This window comes from Streptomyces sp. NPDC058812 (assembly GCF_042744565.1).
Classification (GTDB): domain Bacteria; phylum Actinomycetota; class Actinomycetes; order Streptomycetales; family Streptomycetaceae; genus Streptomyces; species Streptomyces thinghirensis.
Genome location: NZ_JBHYOB010000010.1, coordinates 225,056 through 242,508 on the forward strand (window position 1 = coordinate 225,056; position 17,453 = coordinate 242,508).

The following is a 17,453-nucleotide window of genomic DNA, read 5'->3' on the forward strand; positions in this document are numbered from 1 at the left end:
GGCCGAGCCATGGGGAACGGGTGAACGAACGGCATATGATGTTCCGCGTTCGAGGGTCCCTGTCCGTGACACGGCGGGCTTCAGGAAGGTGCAGCAGGCCATGCGGAGAAGGTCGGCAGACCCCGTCGGCGCCGCCCGCCAGGTCGGGCCCGGCACCGTGGAGGGGGGCCGGGGCGGTGCGTCCGGACCGGCCCACGGCGACTGGCTCACCCTCGGCAGGGACGGCCGGCTCAGCCTCTACGTGCCCGCCGACGGCGGTCTGGTGCGCTGGACGGAGACCGTCGCGGGCGGCCCCGACTGGAGCGGGCCGCATTTCGTGCCCGTGGCGGGTCTGACCCATCTGACGGTGGTGCAGGGAGTGGACACCTATGTCCACTTCCTCGGCCGCAGGGAGCGCGAGCGCGCCGACGGCGGGCTCGGCGTGGACGTCGTGCACGCGATCCAGTACCAGACGGGACTGGCCTTCACCGAATGGCGTTCGCTCGGCAATCCGCACCGCGACCGTGAGCAGGCCCGGGAGCTGGGGCCGCCGGTCGGGGCCGTCGCGGCCGACGGCACGGTGCACGTCTTCGTACGGAACGCGAACGGTGGTCTGTCGCTGCGTCGCGAGTCCCCGAGCGGCAAGTGGCGGGCCTGGGAGGACCTGCGGGGCGGTGAGACCGACGCCCTGCCGGCGCCGGTCGCCCTCGCCGGGGGACGGCTGGAGGTCTGCGCCGCGGCCGCGTCGGGCGTCCTCGTCTGGCGCCAGACGGCGCCCGGCGGCGACTTCGACGGCCCCCGCGGCTTCGCCCTGCGTCCCGTGCCGGGGACGGTCACCGCGCTGGAGACGGGGCCGGAGCGCGCCACGTTCTTCTGGACCGACGCCGAGAGCGGCGGCGCGGCCGCGTGGCGGGACGGGGACTGGCCCGCCACGCTGGGCGGATCGCCGGCCGGGCAGGGGTACGCGTCGCTGCGCACGGCGGTGGACGGCTACGACTGCGTCGTGCTCGCCCACCGGGACCGGGACGGCTCCGTGGTGCTCGGCATGGGCGGCACGGAGAACGAGGCCGGGGGGTTCTGGTGGTTCGCGCTGGCCGAGTCCTGCCAGGGCGTTCCCGCTCTCGCGCGGGACGGCCGCGGGCGGGTGGTGCTGGCGCTGATCGGACCCGACGGGGTGCCGAAGGTGGCCCGTCAGGACGACGGCGCCGGCCTCTCCCTCACCCGGTGGCACACCCTCGGGCACTGAGCGGCCGGCGCCGTGGCGCCCGGAGGTCAGCCGCCCGTCGCGGGCGACTTCTTCGCGGACTCGGGAATCTCGGAGTCCGAGCGGACGGCCTTCCACAGCTCGGTCGCCTGGGGCTCGGCGGCGACGACCCGGTTCCGGTCGATCTTGTCGTACGCCACCGGCAGCATGATCGTTTCCATGGTCGCGGGGTCGACCCCGTTCATGCTGCGCGCGAAGTCGGCCAGGCTGGTCAGCGAGGCCAGTTCGGAGTCGGTGGTGAGCGCCGAGGTCAGGGTGTCGGCGATCTTGTACGTCTTGGTGGGGCTGCCCAGCAGGTCCTGCTTCTTGACCTCGCTCAGCAGCGCGATCAGGAACTGCTGCTGGAGCCCGATGCGGCCGAGGTCGCTGCCGTCGCCCACCCCGTGCCGGGTGCGCACGAAGGCCAGGGACTCGGCGCCGTCCAGGGTGTGGGTGCCGGCGCTCAGGTCCAGGCCGCTGGCCTTGTCCCTGATGGGCTCGTCGATGGTGACGGGCACGCCGCCGATGGCGTCGACCAGTCCCTTGAAGCCGGCGAAGTCGATCTCCACGTAGTGGTCCATGCGGACGCCGGACATCTTCTCCACGGTCTTGACCACGCACGCCGGTCCCGCCAGCGCGTACACGGAGTTGAACATCACGCGCTCCTTCTCCGGGAGGGCGGAGCCGTCGGACTTGGCGCACTCCGGGCGGGTGACGAGGGTGTCGCGCGGGATGCTCACGGCGACGGCCTGCTTGCGGCCCTCGGGTATGTGCACCACCAGGGCGGTGTCCGAACGGGCGCCGGAGACCTCGCCGGTGCCGAGCGAGGCGTTGGCGCCGGCGCGCGAGTCCGACCCGAGGACCAGCAGGTTCTGTCCCGAGGTCGGCAGCTTCTCGGGGCGGTCTTCACCGAGGGCCTTGTTCAGGTCCACCCCGTCGATGTTTCCGTTCAGGCCGCTGTAGAGCCAGTAGCCGGTGCCGCCGGCGGCGAGCAGGAGGACGACGAGGGAGAGCAGGACGATCCGTCCCCAGCGCCTGCGGCGGCGGGGCGCGCGGCGACCGCCGCCGGGTGCGGCCCGGCGGGCACGCCGAGGCTCCGTGGTGGCGCTGTGGCTCATGGTGTTCGGTTCCTCTCCTCACGGGCTCCGCGCGGCGGAGTCGCAGGGCCCGGGTGGGGGGAAGCCGGTCCACTATGCGGTCATGTCGGTGCGAGAACTATATGCGCCTGCTCATGGGGATTTTACGAGCCGGGAACCATAGCGCGTTACAGCGATGGACGCCACATTAACTGGCCTTGACCAACCTTAAGGGTGACATAAGATGTGGCGGACCTATGGCCGTGGCGAGGGGGGCTTCGTCGGCGGTCAGGGGTGCCGGTGAAGCCGAAGGCGGTTGAGGGGGCCGCGGGTGCACCAGGTAGGGGTGGGGCGTCCAGTACGGACTGATGGTGGCCCGCTGGGCGAATTGTCTTGGTAGGAGTACGAGTTGGTGGATCATCCGCGTCTGAGCATCGTCGTGCCCTTTCAGGACGTCGAGGCCTATCTCGCCGAATGCCTGGAGTCGATCGCGCGCCAGTCGTTCCGCGACTTCGAGGTGATCCTCGTCGACGACGGCTCCACCGACGGCTCCTCGCGGATCGCCGCCGACTTCTGCGCCGCGGACCCGCGCTTCCGCATGATCCGCCAGGAACCGCACGGCCCGGGACACGCGCGCAACACCGGGCTGCGCGCCATGCATCCCCAGGGCGAGTTCCTGGCCTTCGTCGACGGTGACGACGTCATCCCCGAGTACGCCTACGGACTGCTGGTCCGCACCCTGGAGGGGTCCGAGTCGGACTTCGTCTCGGGCAACGTGCAGATGATGAACTCCACCAAGAAGTGGCAGTCGCCGCTGCACAAGGGCCCGATGCAGAAGAACCGGCGCGGCACGCACATCACCAGGTTCGAGGCGCTGATCTACGACCGCACCGTCTGGAACAAGATGTTCCGGCGGTCCTTCTGGGACTACCACTACATCGCGTTCCCCGAGGGCGTCATGTACGAGGACTCCTGGGTCAACATGTACGCCCACTTCCGCGCCGCCAAGGTCGACGTCATCACCGACATCGTCTACTTCTGGCGCCGGCGCGAGGGCGGGGCCGCGCCGTCGATCACCCAGCGCCACACCGAGCTGTCCAACCTGCGCGACCGGGTCGCGGCGGTGCAGTCGGTCAGCCGTTTCCTGGCGGAGCGGCGCTCACGGCAGTACGAGGAGAGCAAGCGCAAGTACGACCTCGCCTGCCTGAAGTCCGATCTGATGCTGCACCTCAAGGTGCTGCCGGACGCGGACGAGGAGTACCGGCAGTCGTTCATGCAGTGGGCCAACGAGTTCCTCGACGAGACCGATCTCACCATCATCGACGAACTGCCCGCCGACGCCCGGGTCAAGTGGCTCCTGGTACGCGAGTGGCGCCTGCCCGAACTCATGGAGGTCATCGAGTTCGAGCGCAGGGGCGGCCCGATGCCGGTCCAGCGGCGCTTCCACCGCTATCTGAAGTACCCCTACCTCGGGGACCGCGGGGTCGGACTCGACAAGAAGGCGTTCCGGCTCGACAAGGAACTGTCCCTGCACGGTTCGCTCAGCGGGGCCCGCTGGAGCACCAACGGCCACCTGCTGACCCTCACCGGGACCGCGTACGTGCGCTACATCAACGTGCACAAACGGCACATGTCGGTGAAGGCCATCGCCCTGCGGAACAAGAAGCAGGGCCGCATGGTGATCACCACGGCGAAGACCACCTACGCGCCGCAGGCCACCGAGTCCTCCAACCAGAATCGTTACTGCTACGACTGGGCCGGCTTCGACGCCCGCATCGACACGACCCGCCTGAAGCGCAAGGGCCAGTGGGTCGAGGGGACCTGGGACGTGGCCGCCGGCGTCCTCAGCCGGGGGCTGTTCCGCTACCGCGGCATCGACCGGGGCGGCGCCGGCACCGCCGCCAACCCCCCGTACCGGTACGTCGACAAGAACACCCGCATCCTCCCGGTCTTCCTCCAGGGCAAGCTGAAGCTGCGGGTGGAGATCGTGCGCTGCCGGATCACCGGCCACCGCGTGGTCGGGGACCAGCTGGAGCTGCGCGGGGTGTACCTGGGCCCGAAGGTGCCCGAGTGGGGCAAGCTGCGCGTCACCAGCCTGAGCGGCTCGGGCCAGCACGACGGGCGGGTGTACTTCACGCCGGGCGGCGAGGGCTGGTGCACCTTCGCGGCCAGGCTGCCGCTGCGCTCGCTGGTGCCGGCCTTCCGGGCCGACGCCCAGGCCGACACGGACATCCCGCAGTCCTGGAGCATGGGCAGCAACGGCTGGAAGACGACCCTCCACGTCGAGGGCCGCAAGACGGCCATCTATCCCGTCATGGCCGAGGAGACCCCGGACGGGCACTACCGCATGCCCGCCTCGCTGCAGACCCGCGAGAGCGACCGTGAGGTCGTCGTCCACCGCAACGGCTCGGGCTACCTGGTGCTCTTCGAGCGGGCCACCCTGCCGACGGCGACGGCGTTCGCCTGGCACGAGGACGGCTCGCTGGAGATCCACGGCCGGTACCTGGCGGCGGACCGGCTCTCGCCACGGGAGTACCAGGACGCGCACCTGGTGGTCCGCTCGCGGGCGCACGGCGCCGAACGCGAGATCCCGATCGAGTGGCACGGCAACGAGTTCCGCTGCCTGCTCAGCCCGGCCGCCATGCGGACGCTGGCCGGGGACATCCCGCTCGCGGCCGGCCGCTGGGACTTCTTCCTGCGCCGGCAGGACCTCTCGGCGGTGGCCCGCGAGGACCGCCTCGAGGACCTGATGGTGAAGACCGAGCAGGACCTCATCGGTGCCCTCCCCCAGGAGCACGAGGAGAACGAGCGGCGCTACGACCTCCAGGCCGAGGCGTACGACCGGTTGTCCCTCCTGGTCCACTCGGCCATGCCCGACCACGCCCGCGGCCCGTACCGTCAGAAGCTGCTGCGCACGAAGGCGTACCCGGCGGCCCGGCGGCAGCGGGTGCGTCCCGCCGTCCTCTTCGACGCCTTCAAGGGCACCCAGTACTCGGACAGCCCCCGGGCGCTGCACGAGGAACTGCTCCGGCGCGGTACCGACCTCGAACAGCTGTGGGTGGTGCGCGACGACCAGGTGGAGGTGCCACCCACCGCGATCCCGATCCGCATGTGGTCGCCCGAGTGGTACGAGGCCCTCGCCACCAGCCGCTACGTCGTGGCCAACAACCACCTCCCGGACTGGTTCCAGAAGCGGGACGGCCAGACCGTCGTCCAGACCTGGCACGGCACCCCGCTGAAGAAGATCGGCCACGACATCGAGTCCATCCACTTCGCCGACCAGCGCTACCTGGAACGGGTCGAGAAGGAGGTGCAGAACTGGGACATGCTCGTCTCGCCCAACAGCTTCTCCACCCCGATCCTCCAGCGCGCCTTCGGTTTCCCCGGCGAGATGGTGGAGTCGGGCTACCCGCGCAACGACATCCTGCGCCTGCCCGGAACCGAGCAGCGGGAGCAGGAGATCCGGCGCCGGATCGGCGTGCCCGAGGGCAAGCGGGTCGTGATGTACGCACCCACGTGGCGCGACGACCAGTACTACGCGCCCGGCAAGTACAAGCTGGACTTCCGCATCGACCTCGAGGACGCCCGCGCCAGGCTGGGCGCCGAGCACGTACTCCTGGTCCGCCGCCACCCCAACGTCGTGGACCCGGTGCCGGGCGCCGGCGACGGATTCGTCTTCGACGTCTCCGACTACCCGGACATGGCCGACCTCTCCCTGATCACCGACGTGATGATCACGGACTACTCGTCCCTGATGTTCGACTACGTCAACACCGGGCGCCCGATCCTCTTCTTCACCTACGACCTGGACCACTACCGCGACACCCTGCGCGGCTTCTACTTCGACTTCGCGAGCAGCGCCCCGGGCCCCCTTCTGGACACCTCCGAGGACCTGGTGTCGGCCGTCGAGCAGATCGACCGGATCCAGGACGCCTACGCCGAGCGGTACCGCTGGTTCCAGCGCGAGTTCTGCGACCTGGACGACGGGTACGCCTCCGCGCGGCTCGCCGACCGGATGCTGGTGGCGGGCGGCGACCTCGCGCCCGGACAGGCGCACGCACCGGCCGTCGGGACCGTCGACACCCGCCGGACCGGACGGCCCATGACACCGGTCCAGGGCAGTGCGGGGAACTGGTTCACCGCACCGCGTCGATCGGCGCAACCCGGGCCCGCCGCCGCGCGGCAGGCCGGGGCGGTGCCCGCGCAGCCCGACCCGGCGCACGCCGGCGCGTCGCAGCAGGCGCACCCGCAGCAGCAGCCGCACTTGCAGCAGCAGTACCTGCCGCAGCTCATGCCGGCGGAATTCGAGCGGCCCGCCGAAACGCTTGAGCAGGCGCCGGTCACCGAAGGCCGGACCTACGAAGGCGCGATCGTATGACGCCGACGGCCCGGCCGGGCGGCGGCACCGGAGCGCGCGCGGCCGCGCCGGAAGGCACCGGCGCCCCATGACCGCACCGTCGTACGCCTCCCCGGCGCCCGGCCTGCCCCCCGTCCACGGTGGGGGAGCCGGGCGCCCCTTCGGCGTCGGCTCAGCCGGCGTCCACCCGCATCAGCAGCGCCCGGTGGTCGGAGACCCCGGTGTCGCGCACCGTGCAGGAGGACCGCGGCAATCCGGTGAAGAGATAGTCGAGTTTGTGACCGGACACGTGGGTCGGACGGCCCGTCCGGTCGGCGCCGGAAGCCTGGTCGCACTCCCGGAAAGCACCGTAGGCGGCGGACGGCCACACCCAGCCGGACCGATTGCGGGCACCCGGCGGCTTCAGGTTGAAGTCACCGCCGAACACGGTGCGCCGTCCGGGCACCGCCGCGACCAGCGCCTTCAACTGGTCGTCGCGGTACTCCCGGCCGGGGTGCGCCCGGTCGCTGCCGGGAAGGCTCAGATGGGCGTTGCACACCCGGACGTCGAACGCCGCGACGGTCACGCACAGGACGCCCCGCCGCAGTCCGACCTCGGGCTGGCGCGTGGGCACCGACCGCACCGAGGACAGCGGGTGGGCCGAGAGGACGGCGAGCCCGGCCGTGCCCCGGCCGCGTCCCGCACAGTCGATCGTTCCGCCGCGCCCACCGCTGTCCCGCCAGGTGTAGGGCCGGAAGGACAGCCGCCAGGAACCGCCGAGCGCCTCGCGCACCGACTCGGCGTGCGTGGCGCAGGCCTCCTGGAGCAGCACGACGTCGGCCCCGGCGTCGACGAACCGCTCCACCGCGAGTCGCTTGGCCGAGGCACTGCCGGTGTCCGCGCAACCCCACTGCCTGACGCCGCACATGTTCCAGGTCGCCACCGTCAGGGTGCGGTCGGCGGCCAGGGACCGGGCCGTGCCCGTGGTGGTCCGCACCAGCACCGCGGCGAGGACGGCCGAGACCGCGAGCACCGAGGCCAGGGCGATCAGTCTGCGATGCCGGCGAAGGCCGGGCGGGAGCGAGGGGGCCGTGAGAGGCATCCCGACATCATGTCCGATCAGATGATTCGGAGCCAATCCGACGATCTGTCCCCGAAACTGGAGTTCCGTACATGTCCAAAGCACCCTCGAGCGGGCGAAAGCAGTTCAACGGGATCGAGGCGTCGGGGGCGTTCCCGGTCGAGTACCGGTTCTCCCACGCCAAGAGCGGCAACCGCCACCTCGTCGTCGTGTTCGCCAACTTCTCGGCGCCCGACGACTACGGCTGGTCCAACGGCGTCTTCGACAACGTGCGCGCCAACATCCTGTGGATCCGCGACCGTTTCGACGGGATGAACGCCTACTACCTGTGCCGGAACATGGACTTCGGCCTGGCGGACTCGGTGCAGACCCTCATCTCGAACGTCATGCGCTCGCTGGGGCTCACCCCGGACCAGGTCACCCTGTGGGGCGGCTCCAAGGGCGGCAGCGCCGCACTGTACTTCGGACTGCGGTACGGCTACCGGAACATCGTGGCCATCGTCCCGCAGTTCCTCGTCGGCGACGCCCTGGAGAAGCGGCACCCGAAGGTCTCCGCCTACATGCTCGGCGAGGGGGCGCCCGCGCACAACGCCCGGGTCCTGGACGCGCTCCTGCCGGACCTGGTGCGCAGCCGGGCCAACCCCGGGGCCAACATCTACGTGCTCTCCTCGCCGCAGGACGAGCACTACGCCGTGCAGGTGGAGCCGTTCCTCGGCATGTTCCAGGGCTACGAGAACTTCAACTTCATGTACAGCGAATCGCCCACCATCACCGGCCATGCCACGGTGACGCGGCGGAACGTCCCGGCCCTGGTCGGCCTGTTGAACCTGCTGGCCGACGGCTACGCCCCCCGCCTGGGGTTCGTGCGCCACGCCGCCGAGGAGTTCGACCGCGACCAGTCGGGCATCGGTGCCTACCTCTCCGCCACCTCCAAGGTCCAGGGCGCCGACGCGTTCGCGCCGCCGGTGGTCAGCCACCCGGGCTACAACAGCGAGGCTCCCGTCACCGGCCTCTTCTTCGCCGGGCTCGCCCCGGGCGCGGTGCGGGTGAGCATGTGGCGCAACGGCAAGTTCGTGGCGTCCCCGGAGGTCGCGGCGGACGGCTCCTGGTCCTGGCAGCCGGCCAAGCCGTGGGAGACGGGGAACCACCTGGTCAAGATCTTCGCGGTGGACCCGGCGGGCTTCCACTCGAGCCGGGTCGAGGTCCCCTTCACGGTGGTGGACGCCCCCGCCGCGGGCCCGGCCGCGCCCGCCCCGCCGGTCGTCTCGGTGCCCGCCCCGCAGCAGCAGTCGGGGACGTCGGTCGCCTTCCAGGGCACCGCGCCGGGCGCGATGCAGGTGGGCTTCAGGGAGAACGGCGTGCTCCTGGGCGCGGCGGCCGTCGCGCCGGACGGGATCTGGGGCTGGGACCCGGGCTGGCCGTGGCCGGCCGGCCCGCACCTGGTCGAGGTCGTCGCGGTGGACGCGAACGGCGTGGAGTCCGCTCCCGCCCCGGCCGGCTTCACGGTCGTCGACGTCCCCGTGCCCGCCGGTCACCTTCCGCCGCGGTACTGAGTACCCGCCGATCACAACGACTCCACGAGTGGAAAGCCGCCCATGCCCAAAGCAGCGTCGAAGGCGCGCCAGATCATCACCGGCATCGACACGTCCGGTGCGCACCCGGTCGAGTACCGCTTCACCCACGCGAAGAAGGGGAACCGTCATCTGACGGTCGTCTTCGCCAACCTCGCGGCACCGGACGACTACGGCTGGTCCACCGGCACCCTCGACGACCTGCGGTCCAACATCCTGTGGATCCGTGACCGCTTCGACGGTGGACTGACGTACTACCTGTGCCGGGAGATGGACTTCTCCGTCGAGCGGTCCGTCATCGACCTGATCGCGAAGGTCGTGTCGGCCCTCGGCCTGACCCCGAACGACGTGACGCTCTGGGGCAGTTCCAAGGGGGCCAGCGCGGCCCTCTACTTCGGGCTGCGCTACGGCTTCCGGAACATCGTCGCGTGCGTTCCCCAGTTCCGTATCGGCACCTTCGTGCGCGAGGTCTATCCCAAGGTAGGCCGCTCCATGCTCGGCGAGGGGCTCCCCGAGGTGAACGCGCGGGTCTTGGACGCGATCCTGCCCGACCTGCTGAGAGCGGGTGCGAACCCCGAGGCCAACATCTACCTCGTGTCGTCGCCGCAGGACGAGCAGTACCGGGACCAGGTCGAGCCCTACCTCGAACTGCTGCGCCGGTACCCGAACTTCAACTACCTGCACAGCGAGTCCCCGTTCATCAAGGAACACAACCAGGTGACCCTGCGGAACGTGCCGCTCCTGATGGGGATCGCCTATCTGCTGGTCGAGGGGGTCACCCCGCGACTCGGGCTGACCCGACACGGCTTCGAGGAACCGGACCGGGACACGTCGGCCATCGACGACTTCCTCGGCGCGACCGCCAAGGTCAAGGAGACCACGGCCTTCCAGCCTCCGGTGGTGACCGTCCCGGCCGCGGGCGGACAACTGCCCCGGACGGGCTCGCCCTTCACCGGGACCGCCCCGGGCGCGGTACGGGTGAGCCTGTGGGAGAAGGGCAAGTTCCTGGCCTCACCGCCGGTCGCCGTCGACGGGACCTGGTCCTGGGAGCCCTCCAAGCCGTGGGCCGAGGGGGAGCACCGCGTCAAGATCTTCGCGGTGGACCCGGCGGGCTTCCACTCGGCGACCACGGAGGTCCGCTTCACGGCGACGCCGGGCGCCGGGCCCGGCCCGGCCGCACCGGCGGCACGGCCCGTGGCCGCGGGCGTGCGGCCGCCCGTCGTGTCCCTGCCCGCGGCACATCAGCAGGTGCCCGGGACGGCGGTCGGATTCCGCGGCATCGCCCCCGGCGCGGCGCAGGTCCGCTTTCGCGCGGGCGGCGCGCTGCTGGGGGCGAACGGCGTCCGGCCGGACGGGACCTGGGCCTGGGAGCCGGACGGGCCGTGGCCGCAGGGCCCGCACCTGGTCGAGGTCGTCGCGGTGGACGCCGGCGGCGCGGAGTCCGTGCCCGCCCAGATCCCCTTCGCCGTCGCCCCGGTGGCCGCACCGGCCGACTACTTCACGCCGCGGTACTGACCACCGCCGCGACCGCCGTCGAACAACTCATGAGTGGAAGCCACACATGCCCAAAGCACCGTCGCAAGCACGCGAACTGATCAACGGGATCGACACCTCCGGCGCCTATCCCGTCGAGTACCGCTTCACGCATGCCAAGGGCGGCAACCGCCATCTCCTCGTCGTCTTCGCCAACTTCGGCGTCACCGACGACTACGGCTGGTCGAACGGCGTCCTCAACCCGGTGCGGGCCAACATACTGTGGATCCGCGACCGCTTCCACGGCATGCGGAGCTACTACCTGTGCGAGGGGATGGACTTCTCCCTGGAGCAGTCCGTGATCGGCGTCATCTCCAAGGTGATGAACGCCCTCGACCTGACCCCGGACCGCGTCACCCTGTGGGGCGGCTCGAAGGGCGGGAGCGCGGCCCTCTACTTCGGCATGCGCTACGGGTTCGGCAACATCGTCTCCATCGTGCCGCAGTTCCTCATCGGCACCTACATCAAGAACGTCCACCCGAAGACCGCCCGATTCATGCTGGGGGAGGGAGCGCCCGAGCAGAACGTCCGGACGCTCGACGCGATCATCCCGGACCTGGTGCGCTCGGGCGTCGCCCGGCAGGCCAACATCTACCTGCTCTCCTCGCCGCAGGACGAGCAGTACACGGAGCAGGTCGAGCCGTTCATCCCTCTCTTTCAGGGCTACGACAACTTCAACTTCGTCTACAGCGAGTCGCCCTACATCACCAAGCACTCCGAGGTCACCAGGCGCAACGTCCCCTTCCTGATGGGCCTCGTCAACATGCTCGCCGACGGGCTGCCGCCGCGGCTCGGCATGGTGCGCAACGGGTACGAGGAACCCGACCGCGACACCTCGGCCATCACCGCGTACCTCTCCGACACCTCGCGGGACAAGCCCTCCGCCCTGGCCCTTCCGGTGGTCACCCACCCGGTGCCCGACTCCGAACTGCCCACCGATGGTGTGTACTTCACCGGGATCGCCCACGGCGCCGTACGTGTGAGCCTGTGGGAGCACGGCAAGTTCCTGGGCTCGCCGTCGGTGGCCGCGGACGGCACCTGGTCCTGGAAGCTGAGCAAGCCCTGGAGCAAGGGCAAGCACCAGGTGAAGGCCGTCGCCTGGGACGCCGCCGGAGGCCACACCAAGGGTGTCCTCGTCCCGTTCACCACCGTGGCCGGCGCCGCGGCAGCCGCCGGGACCGCGATCCCGGCCCAGCCGACGGCGCGTTTCGACGCAGCCCTCACGGGCGGTCGGCTCCCGGCGCCGACGGTCCAGGCCCCGGCGGCCTACGAGCAGGTCGCCACGCCGGCCGTGCGCTTCACCGGCCTGGCCCAGGGCGCCGCGCAGGTGGGGTTCCGGGCGGGCGGCACCCTCCTCGGCGGGAGTCCGGTCGCGGTCGACGGACGCTGGGCCTGGGACTCCGGCTGGCCGTGGCAGGAGGGCCGGCACACGGTGGAGGTGTTCGCGGTGGACGCGGTGGGAAACGAGTCCCCCGCCACGCTGGTCCCCTTCGCCGTCGCGCACGCCACGGCGGGCGCGACGCCGTACGGCTACTGACCTGCCCCACGGCACGCGAGAGGGCCCCCGCCTCGGAGCGGGGGCCCTCTCTTCGCCGTACGGAGACGACGCGGGCGGAGACTACGCGGGCACGCTCGCCACGCCCGCCTCCAGGAACCGCTTCCCGTTCACCCGCTCGGCGACGCCCTCACGGTCCAGGTACGGCGTGATGCCGCCCAGGTGGAAGGGCCAGCCGGCGCCGGTGATCAGGCAGAGGTCGATGTCCTGGGCCTCGGCGACGACGCCCTCGTCGAGCATGAGGCCGATCTCCTGGGCCACCGCGTCCAGGACACGGTCGCGGACCTGCTCCTCGGTCAGGACGGAGTCGCCCTGCTTGAGGAGCGCGGCGACCTCGGGGTCCAGCTCGGGCTTGGCGGGATTTTCGGCGGAGTAGACGTAGAAGCCGCGCTTGCCGGCCTCGACGACCGCCTTGAGGTTCGGGGAGACCGTGAAGCGCTCCGGGAAGGCCCGGTTGAGGGTCTCCGAGACGTGCAGCCCGATCGCCGGGCCGACCAGTTCGAGAAGGACCAGCGGCGACATCGGCAGGCCGAGCGGCTCCACCGCCCTCTCCGCGACCTCGACCGGGGTGCCCTCGTCGATGACGTTCTGGATCTCGCCCATGAAGCGGGTCAGGATGCGGTTGACCACGAACGCCGGGGCGTCCTTGACCAGCACCGCGGTCTTCTTCAGCTTCTTGGCGACACCGAACGCCGTGGCCAGCGAGGCATCGTCCGTCTGCTCGCCGCGGACGATCTCCAGGAGCGGGAGGACCGCGACCGGGTTGAAGAAGTGGAAGCCGACGACCCGCTCGGGGTGCTTCAGCTTCGACGCCATCTCCGAGACGGAGAGGGACGAGGTGTTGGTGGCGAGGATCGCGTGCGCGGGCGCCACCGCCTCGACCTCCGCGAACACCTTCTGCTTGACGCCCATCTCCTCGAAGACGGCCTCGATGATGAAGTCCGCGTCCGTGAAGCCCTCGGCCTTGTCCAGGACGCCGGAGACCAGGCCCTTCAGCCGGTTCGCCTTGTCCTGGTTGACACGGCCCTTGCCGAGCAGCTTGTCGATCTCGGCGTGGACGTAGCCCACACCCTTGTCGACGCGCTCCTGGTCGATGTCGGTCAGGACGACCGGCACCTCCAGGCGACGCAGGAAGAGCAGCGCGAGCTGGGAGGCCATCAGGCCGGCGCCGACGACGCCCACCTTGGTGACCGGACGGGCCAGCGACTTGTCCGGAGCGCCGGCGGGGCGCTTGCCGCGCTTCTGCACCAGGTTGAAGGCGTAGATGCCGGAGCGGAGTTCGCCGCCCATGATCAGGTCGGCGAGCGCCTGGTCCTCGGCGTCGTAGCCCTGCTGGAGGTCGCCGTTCTTGGCGGCGGCGATGATGTCCAGCGCGCGGTAGGCGGCCGGGGCGGCGCCGTGCACCTTGCCGTCGGCGATGAAGCGGCCCTTGGCGACGGCCTGGTCCCAGGCCTCGCCGCGGTCGATCACCGGACGCTCGACGGCGATCTCGCCCTTGAGGACGGACGCGGTCCAGATCAGCGACTGCTCCAGGAAGTCCGCGCCCTCGAAGATCGCGTCCGCGATGCCGAGTTCGTAGACCTGCTTGCCCTTGAGCTGCTTGTTCTGGTTGAGGCTGTTCTCGATGATGACCGAGACGGCCTTGTCGGCGCCGATCAGGTTCGGCAGCAGCGTGCAGCCGCCCCAGCCGGGGACCAGGCCGAGGAAGACCTCGGGGAGGGAGAAGGCGGGGAGCGCGGCCGAGACCGTGCGGTAGGCGCAGTGCAGGCCGATCTCCACGCCGCCGCCCATGGCCGCGCCGTTGTAGTACGCGAAGGTCGGCACGGCCAGCTTCGCCAGCCGCTTGAAGACGTCGTGGCCGCCCTTGCCGATGGCGAGCGCGTCCTCGTGCCGCTTGAGCAGCTCGACGCCCTTGAGGTCGGCGCCGACCGCGAAGATGAACGGCTTGCCGGTGACGCCGACGCCGACGATCTCGCCGTCCGCGGCCTCCTTCTCGACCCGGTCGATCGCGGCGTCGATGTTCGCCAGCGACTGCGGGCCCAGCGTGGTCGGCTTGGTGTGGTCGTGACCGTTGTCGAGGGTGATGAGCGCGAAGCGCCCGGCGCCCAGGGGGAGGTCGAAGTGGCGTACGTGCGCCTGCGTGACGACCTCGCCGGGGAACAGCTCGGCCGCACCCTTCAGAAGCTCTGCGGTGGTGCTCACTTGTCCCCCTCGAAGTGCGGGTTCTCCCAGACGACCGTCGCGCCCATGCCGAAGCCGACGCACATGGTGGTCAGGCCGTAGCGGACGTGCGGCTGCTCCTCGAACTGGCGGGCCAGCTGCGTCATCAGGCGGACGCCCGACGAGGCCAGCGGGTGGCCGAAGGCGATGGCGCCGCCGTACTGGTTGACGCGCGCGTCGTCGTCGGCGATGCCGTAGTGCTCCAGGAAGGCGAGGACCTGGACGGCGAAGGCCTCGTTGATCTCGAACAGACCGATGTCGTCGATGGACAGGCCGGCCTGGGCCAGGGCCTTCTCCGTCGCCGGGATCGGGCCGTAGCCCATGACCTCCGGCTCGACGCCCGCGAAGGAGTACGAGACGAGGCGCATCTTGACGGGCAGGTTGTTCTCGCGGGCGAAGTCCTCGCTCGCGATGAGGGAGGCGGTGGCGCCGTCGTTCAGACCGGCCGCGTTGCCCGCGGTGACCCGGCCGTGCACGCGGAACGGCGTCTTCAGGCCCGCCAGGCTCTCCATGGTGGTGCCCGGGCGCATCGGCTCGTCGGCGGTGACCAGGCCCCAGCCGGTCTCACCGGCCTCCTCGTTGGTGCGGCGCACCGAGACCGGCACCAGGTCGGCCTGGATCTTGCCGTTGGCGTACGCCTTGGCGGCCTTCTCCTGCGAGCGCACCGCGTACTCGTCGGCGCGCTGCTTGGTGATGCTCGGGTAGCGGTCGTGCAGGTTCTCGGCGGTCATGCCCATGAACAGGGCGGACTCGTCGACCAGCTTCTCGCTGACGAACCGCGGGTTCGGGTCCACGCCCTCGCCCATCGGGTGGCGGCCCATGTGCTCGACGCCACCGGCGACGGCGACATCGTACGCGCCGAAGGCGACGGAGCCGGCCACCGAGGTGACGGCGGTGAGGGCGCCCGCGCACATGCGGTCGATCGAGTAGCCGGGGACCGAGGTGGGCAGGCCCGCCAGGATGCCGGCGGTGCGGCCGATGGTCAGGCCCTGGTCGCCGATCTGCGTGGTCGCGGCGACGGCGACCTCGTCGATCTTCTTGGGGTCGAGACCGGGGTTGCGGCGCAGCAGCTCCCGGATCGCCTTCACGACCAGGTCGTCGGCGCGGGTCTCGTGGTAGATGCCCTTCGGGCCCGCCTTGCCGAACGGGGTGCGGACGCCGTCTACGAAGACGACGTCCCTGACGGTACGAGGCACGATGGCTCTCCTCCAGGGTGCGGGATGGCACTGCTGCGGCACGCAGGTACTGAGCGCGCGCTCAGGCCCATGCTACTTATGAGTAACGTAGCTGCCCAGTCCCCCTGGCCCAAGCGGCGAAGGTCACACCGCCGGGCCACCGCGCCCTCCCTGGATCTTGGCCGGATCTCGCCGCCGCCTCCTCTGCGACACGCCCTGCTCAGTCCTACGAAACGCTCGGCTCAGCTCTGCGACTCGCTCTGCGTCAGCGCCGTCACCAGCGCGGGTGTCACCTGCTCCACCTGCCAGGGCCGGGCCCCGTGTCCGGCGAGGGCCGCGCCCACGGACTCCGGGTCGACCGGTGCCGGCGGCTCCCAGCAGACCCGGCGCACCGTGTCCGGCGTGATCAGGTTCTCCTGCGGCATGTTCAGCCGCTCGGCCAGCGCCGTCACCGCCGCCCGCGCGGCGGTGAGCCGGGCCGCGGCGGCGGGGTCCTTGTCGGCCCACGCCCGCGGCGGCGGGGGACCGGTCACCGGCTGGCCGGGCTGCGGCAGCTGCGACTCGGACAGGCCCCGGGCCCGGTCGACCGCCACCTGCCACTGCTCCAGCTGCCGGCGGTTGACCCGTCCGAACCCGTTCAGCGCGGCCAGCGCGTGCGCGTTGACCGGGAGCGCGAGCGCCGCCTCGACGATGGCCGCGTCCCCGAGCACCTTGCCGGGGGAGACGTCGCGGCGCTGCGCGATGCGGTCCCGGGTCTGCCACAGCTCCCGCACGACGGCGAGCTGCCGGCGCCGGCGCACCTTGTGCATGCCGGACGTACGGCGCCACGGGTCCTTGCGGGGCTCGGGCGGTGGGGCGGAGGCGATCGCGTCGAACTCCTGCCGGGCCCACTCCAGCTTGCCCTGCCGGTCCAGCTCCTTCTCCAGCGCGTCGCGCAGGTCGACGAGCAGCTCTACGTCGAGCGCGGCGTAGCGCAGCCACGGTTCGGGCAGCGGGCGGGTGGACCAGTCGACGGCCGAGTGGCCCTTCTCCAGGACGAAGCCCAGCACGTTCTCGACCATCGCGCCGAGGCCGACCCTCGGGAACCCGGCGAGCCGGCCCGCCAGCTCGGTGTCGAAGATGCGGGTGGGCACCATCCCTATTTCGCGCAGGCACGGCAGGTCCTGGGTGGCCGCGTGCAGCACCCACTCCACGTCACAGAGCGCCGCGCCCAGCCCCGACAGGTCGGGACAGGCCACCGGGTCGATCAGCGCGCTCCCGGCGCCCTCGCGGCGCAGCTGCACCAGATACGCGCGCTGCCCGTATCGGTAGCCGGAGGCGCGCTCGGCGTCGACGGCGACGGGGCCGCGGCCGGCGGCGAAGGCGGCGGTCACCTCGGCGAGGGCGGCCGCGTCGGCGATCACCTGCGGAATGCCCTCGCGTGGTTCGAGCAAGGGGGTCGGCGCCTGACTCGCAGAAGATCCGGCGTCGTCCGGAGGGGCGCCTCCGGTGGTTCGCAGTGAAGGGTCTGCTGCGGTTTCGTGGGCGTCGGTCACCTGTCAAGGGTATCGGTGGATCGACGGCGCCCGCCGACGGAACGTTCCGTCGGCGGGCGCCGGGGGGTCGTAAACCAGTCAGGTCGGTGAAAGATCGGCTGCGGGGGAGGCGAGGGAGGCGGGGAGGGTGGGGGAGCGGGCGGGATCGG

The 17,453-nt window shown here is 71.1% G+C and carries 10 protein-coding genes; 5 read left to right on the top strand and 5 right to left on the bottom strand.

The window, feature by feature from the left end; translation table 11 throughout:
* The first annotated feature begins 100 nt into the window (after positions 1 to 100).
* The gene (locus ACFW48_RS22485; RefSeq protein ID WP_386317197.1) at positions 101 to 1,225 is read left to right on the top strand and encodes a hypothetical protein; all 1,125 of its coding nucleotides are present in this window, start codon (positions 101 to 103) and stop codon (positions 1,223 to 1,225) included.
* Between the two features lie 26 nt (positions 1,226 to 1,251).
* Here the strand turns inward: ACFW48_RS22485 and ACFW48_RS22490 are convergent, their stop codons facing one another.
* Positions 1,252 to 2,340: an LCP family protein gene (locus ACFW48_RS22490; RefSeq protein ID WP_386317200.1), complete on the bottom strand. Its 1,089-nt coding sequence runs from the start codon at positions 2,338 to 2,340 to the stop codon at positions 1,252 to 1,254.
* 370 nt (positions 2,341 to 2,710) lie between these two features.
* Between ACFW48_RS22490 and ACFW48_RS22495 the strand changes: the two genes are divergently transcribed.
* Positions 2,711 to 6,676: a CDP-glycerol glycerophosphotransferase family protein gene (locus ACFW48_RS22495; protein WP_386317202.1), complete on the top strand. Its 3,966-nt coding sequence runs from the start codon at positions 2,711 to 2,713 to the stop codon at positions 6,674 to 6,676.
* A gap of 151 nt (positions 6,677 to 6,827) precedes the next feature.
* On the opposite strand, the gene ACFW48_RS22500 is transcribed toward ACFW48_RS22495, so the two are convergent.
* A complete protein-coding gene (locus ACFW48_RS22500; RefSeq protein WP_386317205.1) occupies positions 6,828 to 7,736 on the bottom strand; it encodes an endonuclease/exonuclease/phosphatase family protein in 909 nt (302 codons plus the stop codon).
* A gap of 71 nt (positions 7,737 to 7,807) precedes the next feature.
* Here ACFW48_RS22500 and ACFW48_RS22505 point away from each other — a divergent pair, with 71 nt between their 5' ends.
* The 3 genes from ACFW48_RS22505 to ACFW48_RS22515 are packed head-to-tail and all read left to right on the top strand — an operon-like array spanning position 7,808 to position 12,356.
* A complete protein-coding gene (locus ACFW48_RS22505; RefSeq protein WP_386317208.1) occupies positions 7,808 to 9,268 on the top strand; it encodes a hypothetical protein in 1,461 nt (486 codons plus the stop codon).
* A 42-nt stretch (positions 9,269 to 9,310) separates the two neighbouring features.
* The gene (locus tag ACFW48_RS22510; RefSeq protein WP_386317211.1) at positions 9,311 to 10,801 is read left to right on the top strand and encodes a hypothetical protein; all 1,491 of its coding nucleotides are present in this window, start codon (positions 9,311 to 9,313) and stop codon (positions 10,799 to 10,801) included.
* Positions 10,802 to 10,847: 46 nt separating this feature from the next.
* The gene (locus ACFW48_RS22515) at positions 10,848 to 12,356 is read left to right on the top strand and encodes a hypothetical protein (protein ID WP_386317213.1); all 1,509 of its coding nucleotides are present in this window, start codon (positions 10,848 to 10,850) and stop codon (positions 12,354 to 12,356) included.
* An 81-nt stretch (positions 12,357 to 12,437) separates the two neighbouring features.
* Here ACFW48_RS22515 and ACFW48_RS22520 read toward each other — a convergent pair whose 3' ends face one another.
* From ACFW48_RS22520 to ACFW48_RS22530, 3 genes are all read right to left on the bottom strand, one after another.
* Positions 12,438 to 14,576: a 3-hydroxyacyl-CoA dehydrogenase NAD-binding domain-containing protein gene (locus tag ACFW48_RS22520; protein ID WP_386317216.1), complete on the bottom strand. Its 2,139-nt coding sequence runs from the start codon at positions 14,574 to 14,576 to the stop codon at positions 12,438 to 12,440.
* Positions 14,573 to 15,790 carry a thiolase family protein gene (locus ACFW48_RS22525; RefSeq protein ID WP_386317219.1) on the bottom strand — a complete coding sequence of 406 codons (1,218 nt, stop codon included), beginning with the start codon at positions 15,788 to 15,790 and terminating at the stop codon, positions 14,573 to 14,575. The genes ACFW48_RS22520 and ACFW48_RS22525 overlap by 4 nt, the downstream gene beginning before the upstream one ends.
* 221 nt (positions 15,791 to 16,011) lie before the next feature.
* Entirely contained in the window at positions 16,012 to 17,304 is a 1,293-nt protein-coding gene (locus tag ACFW48_RS22530; protein WP_386317222.1) for an HRDC domain-containing protein, read from the bottom strand.
* Positions 17,305 to 17,453: the final 149 nt, after the last annotated feature.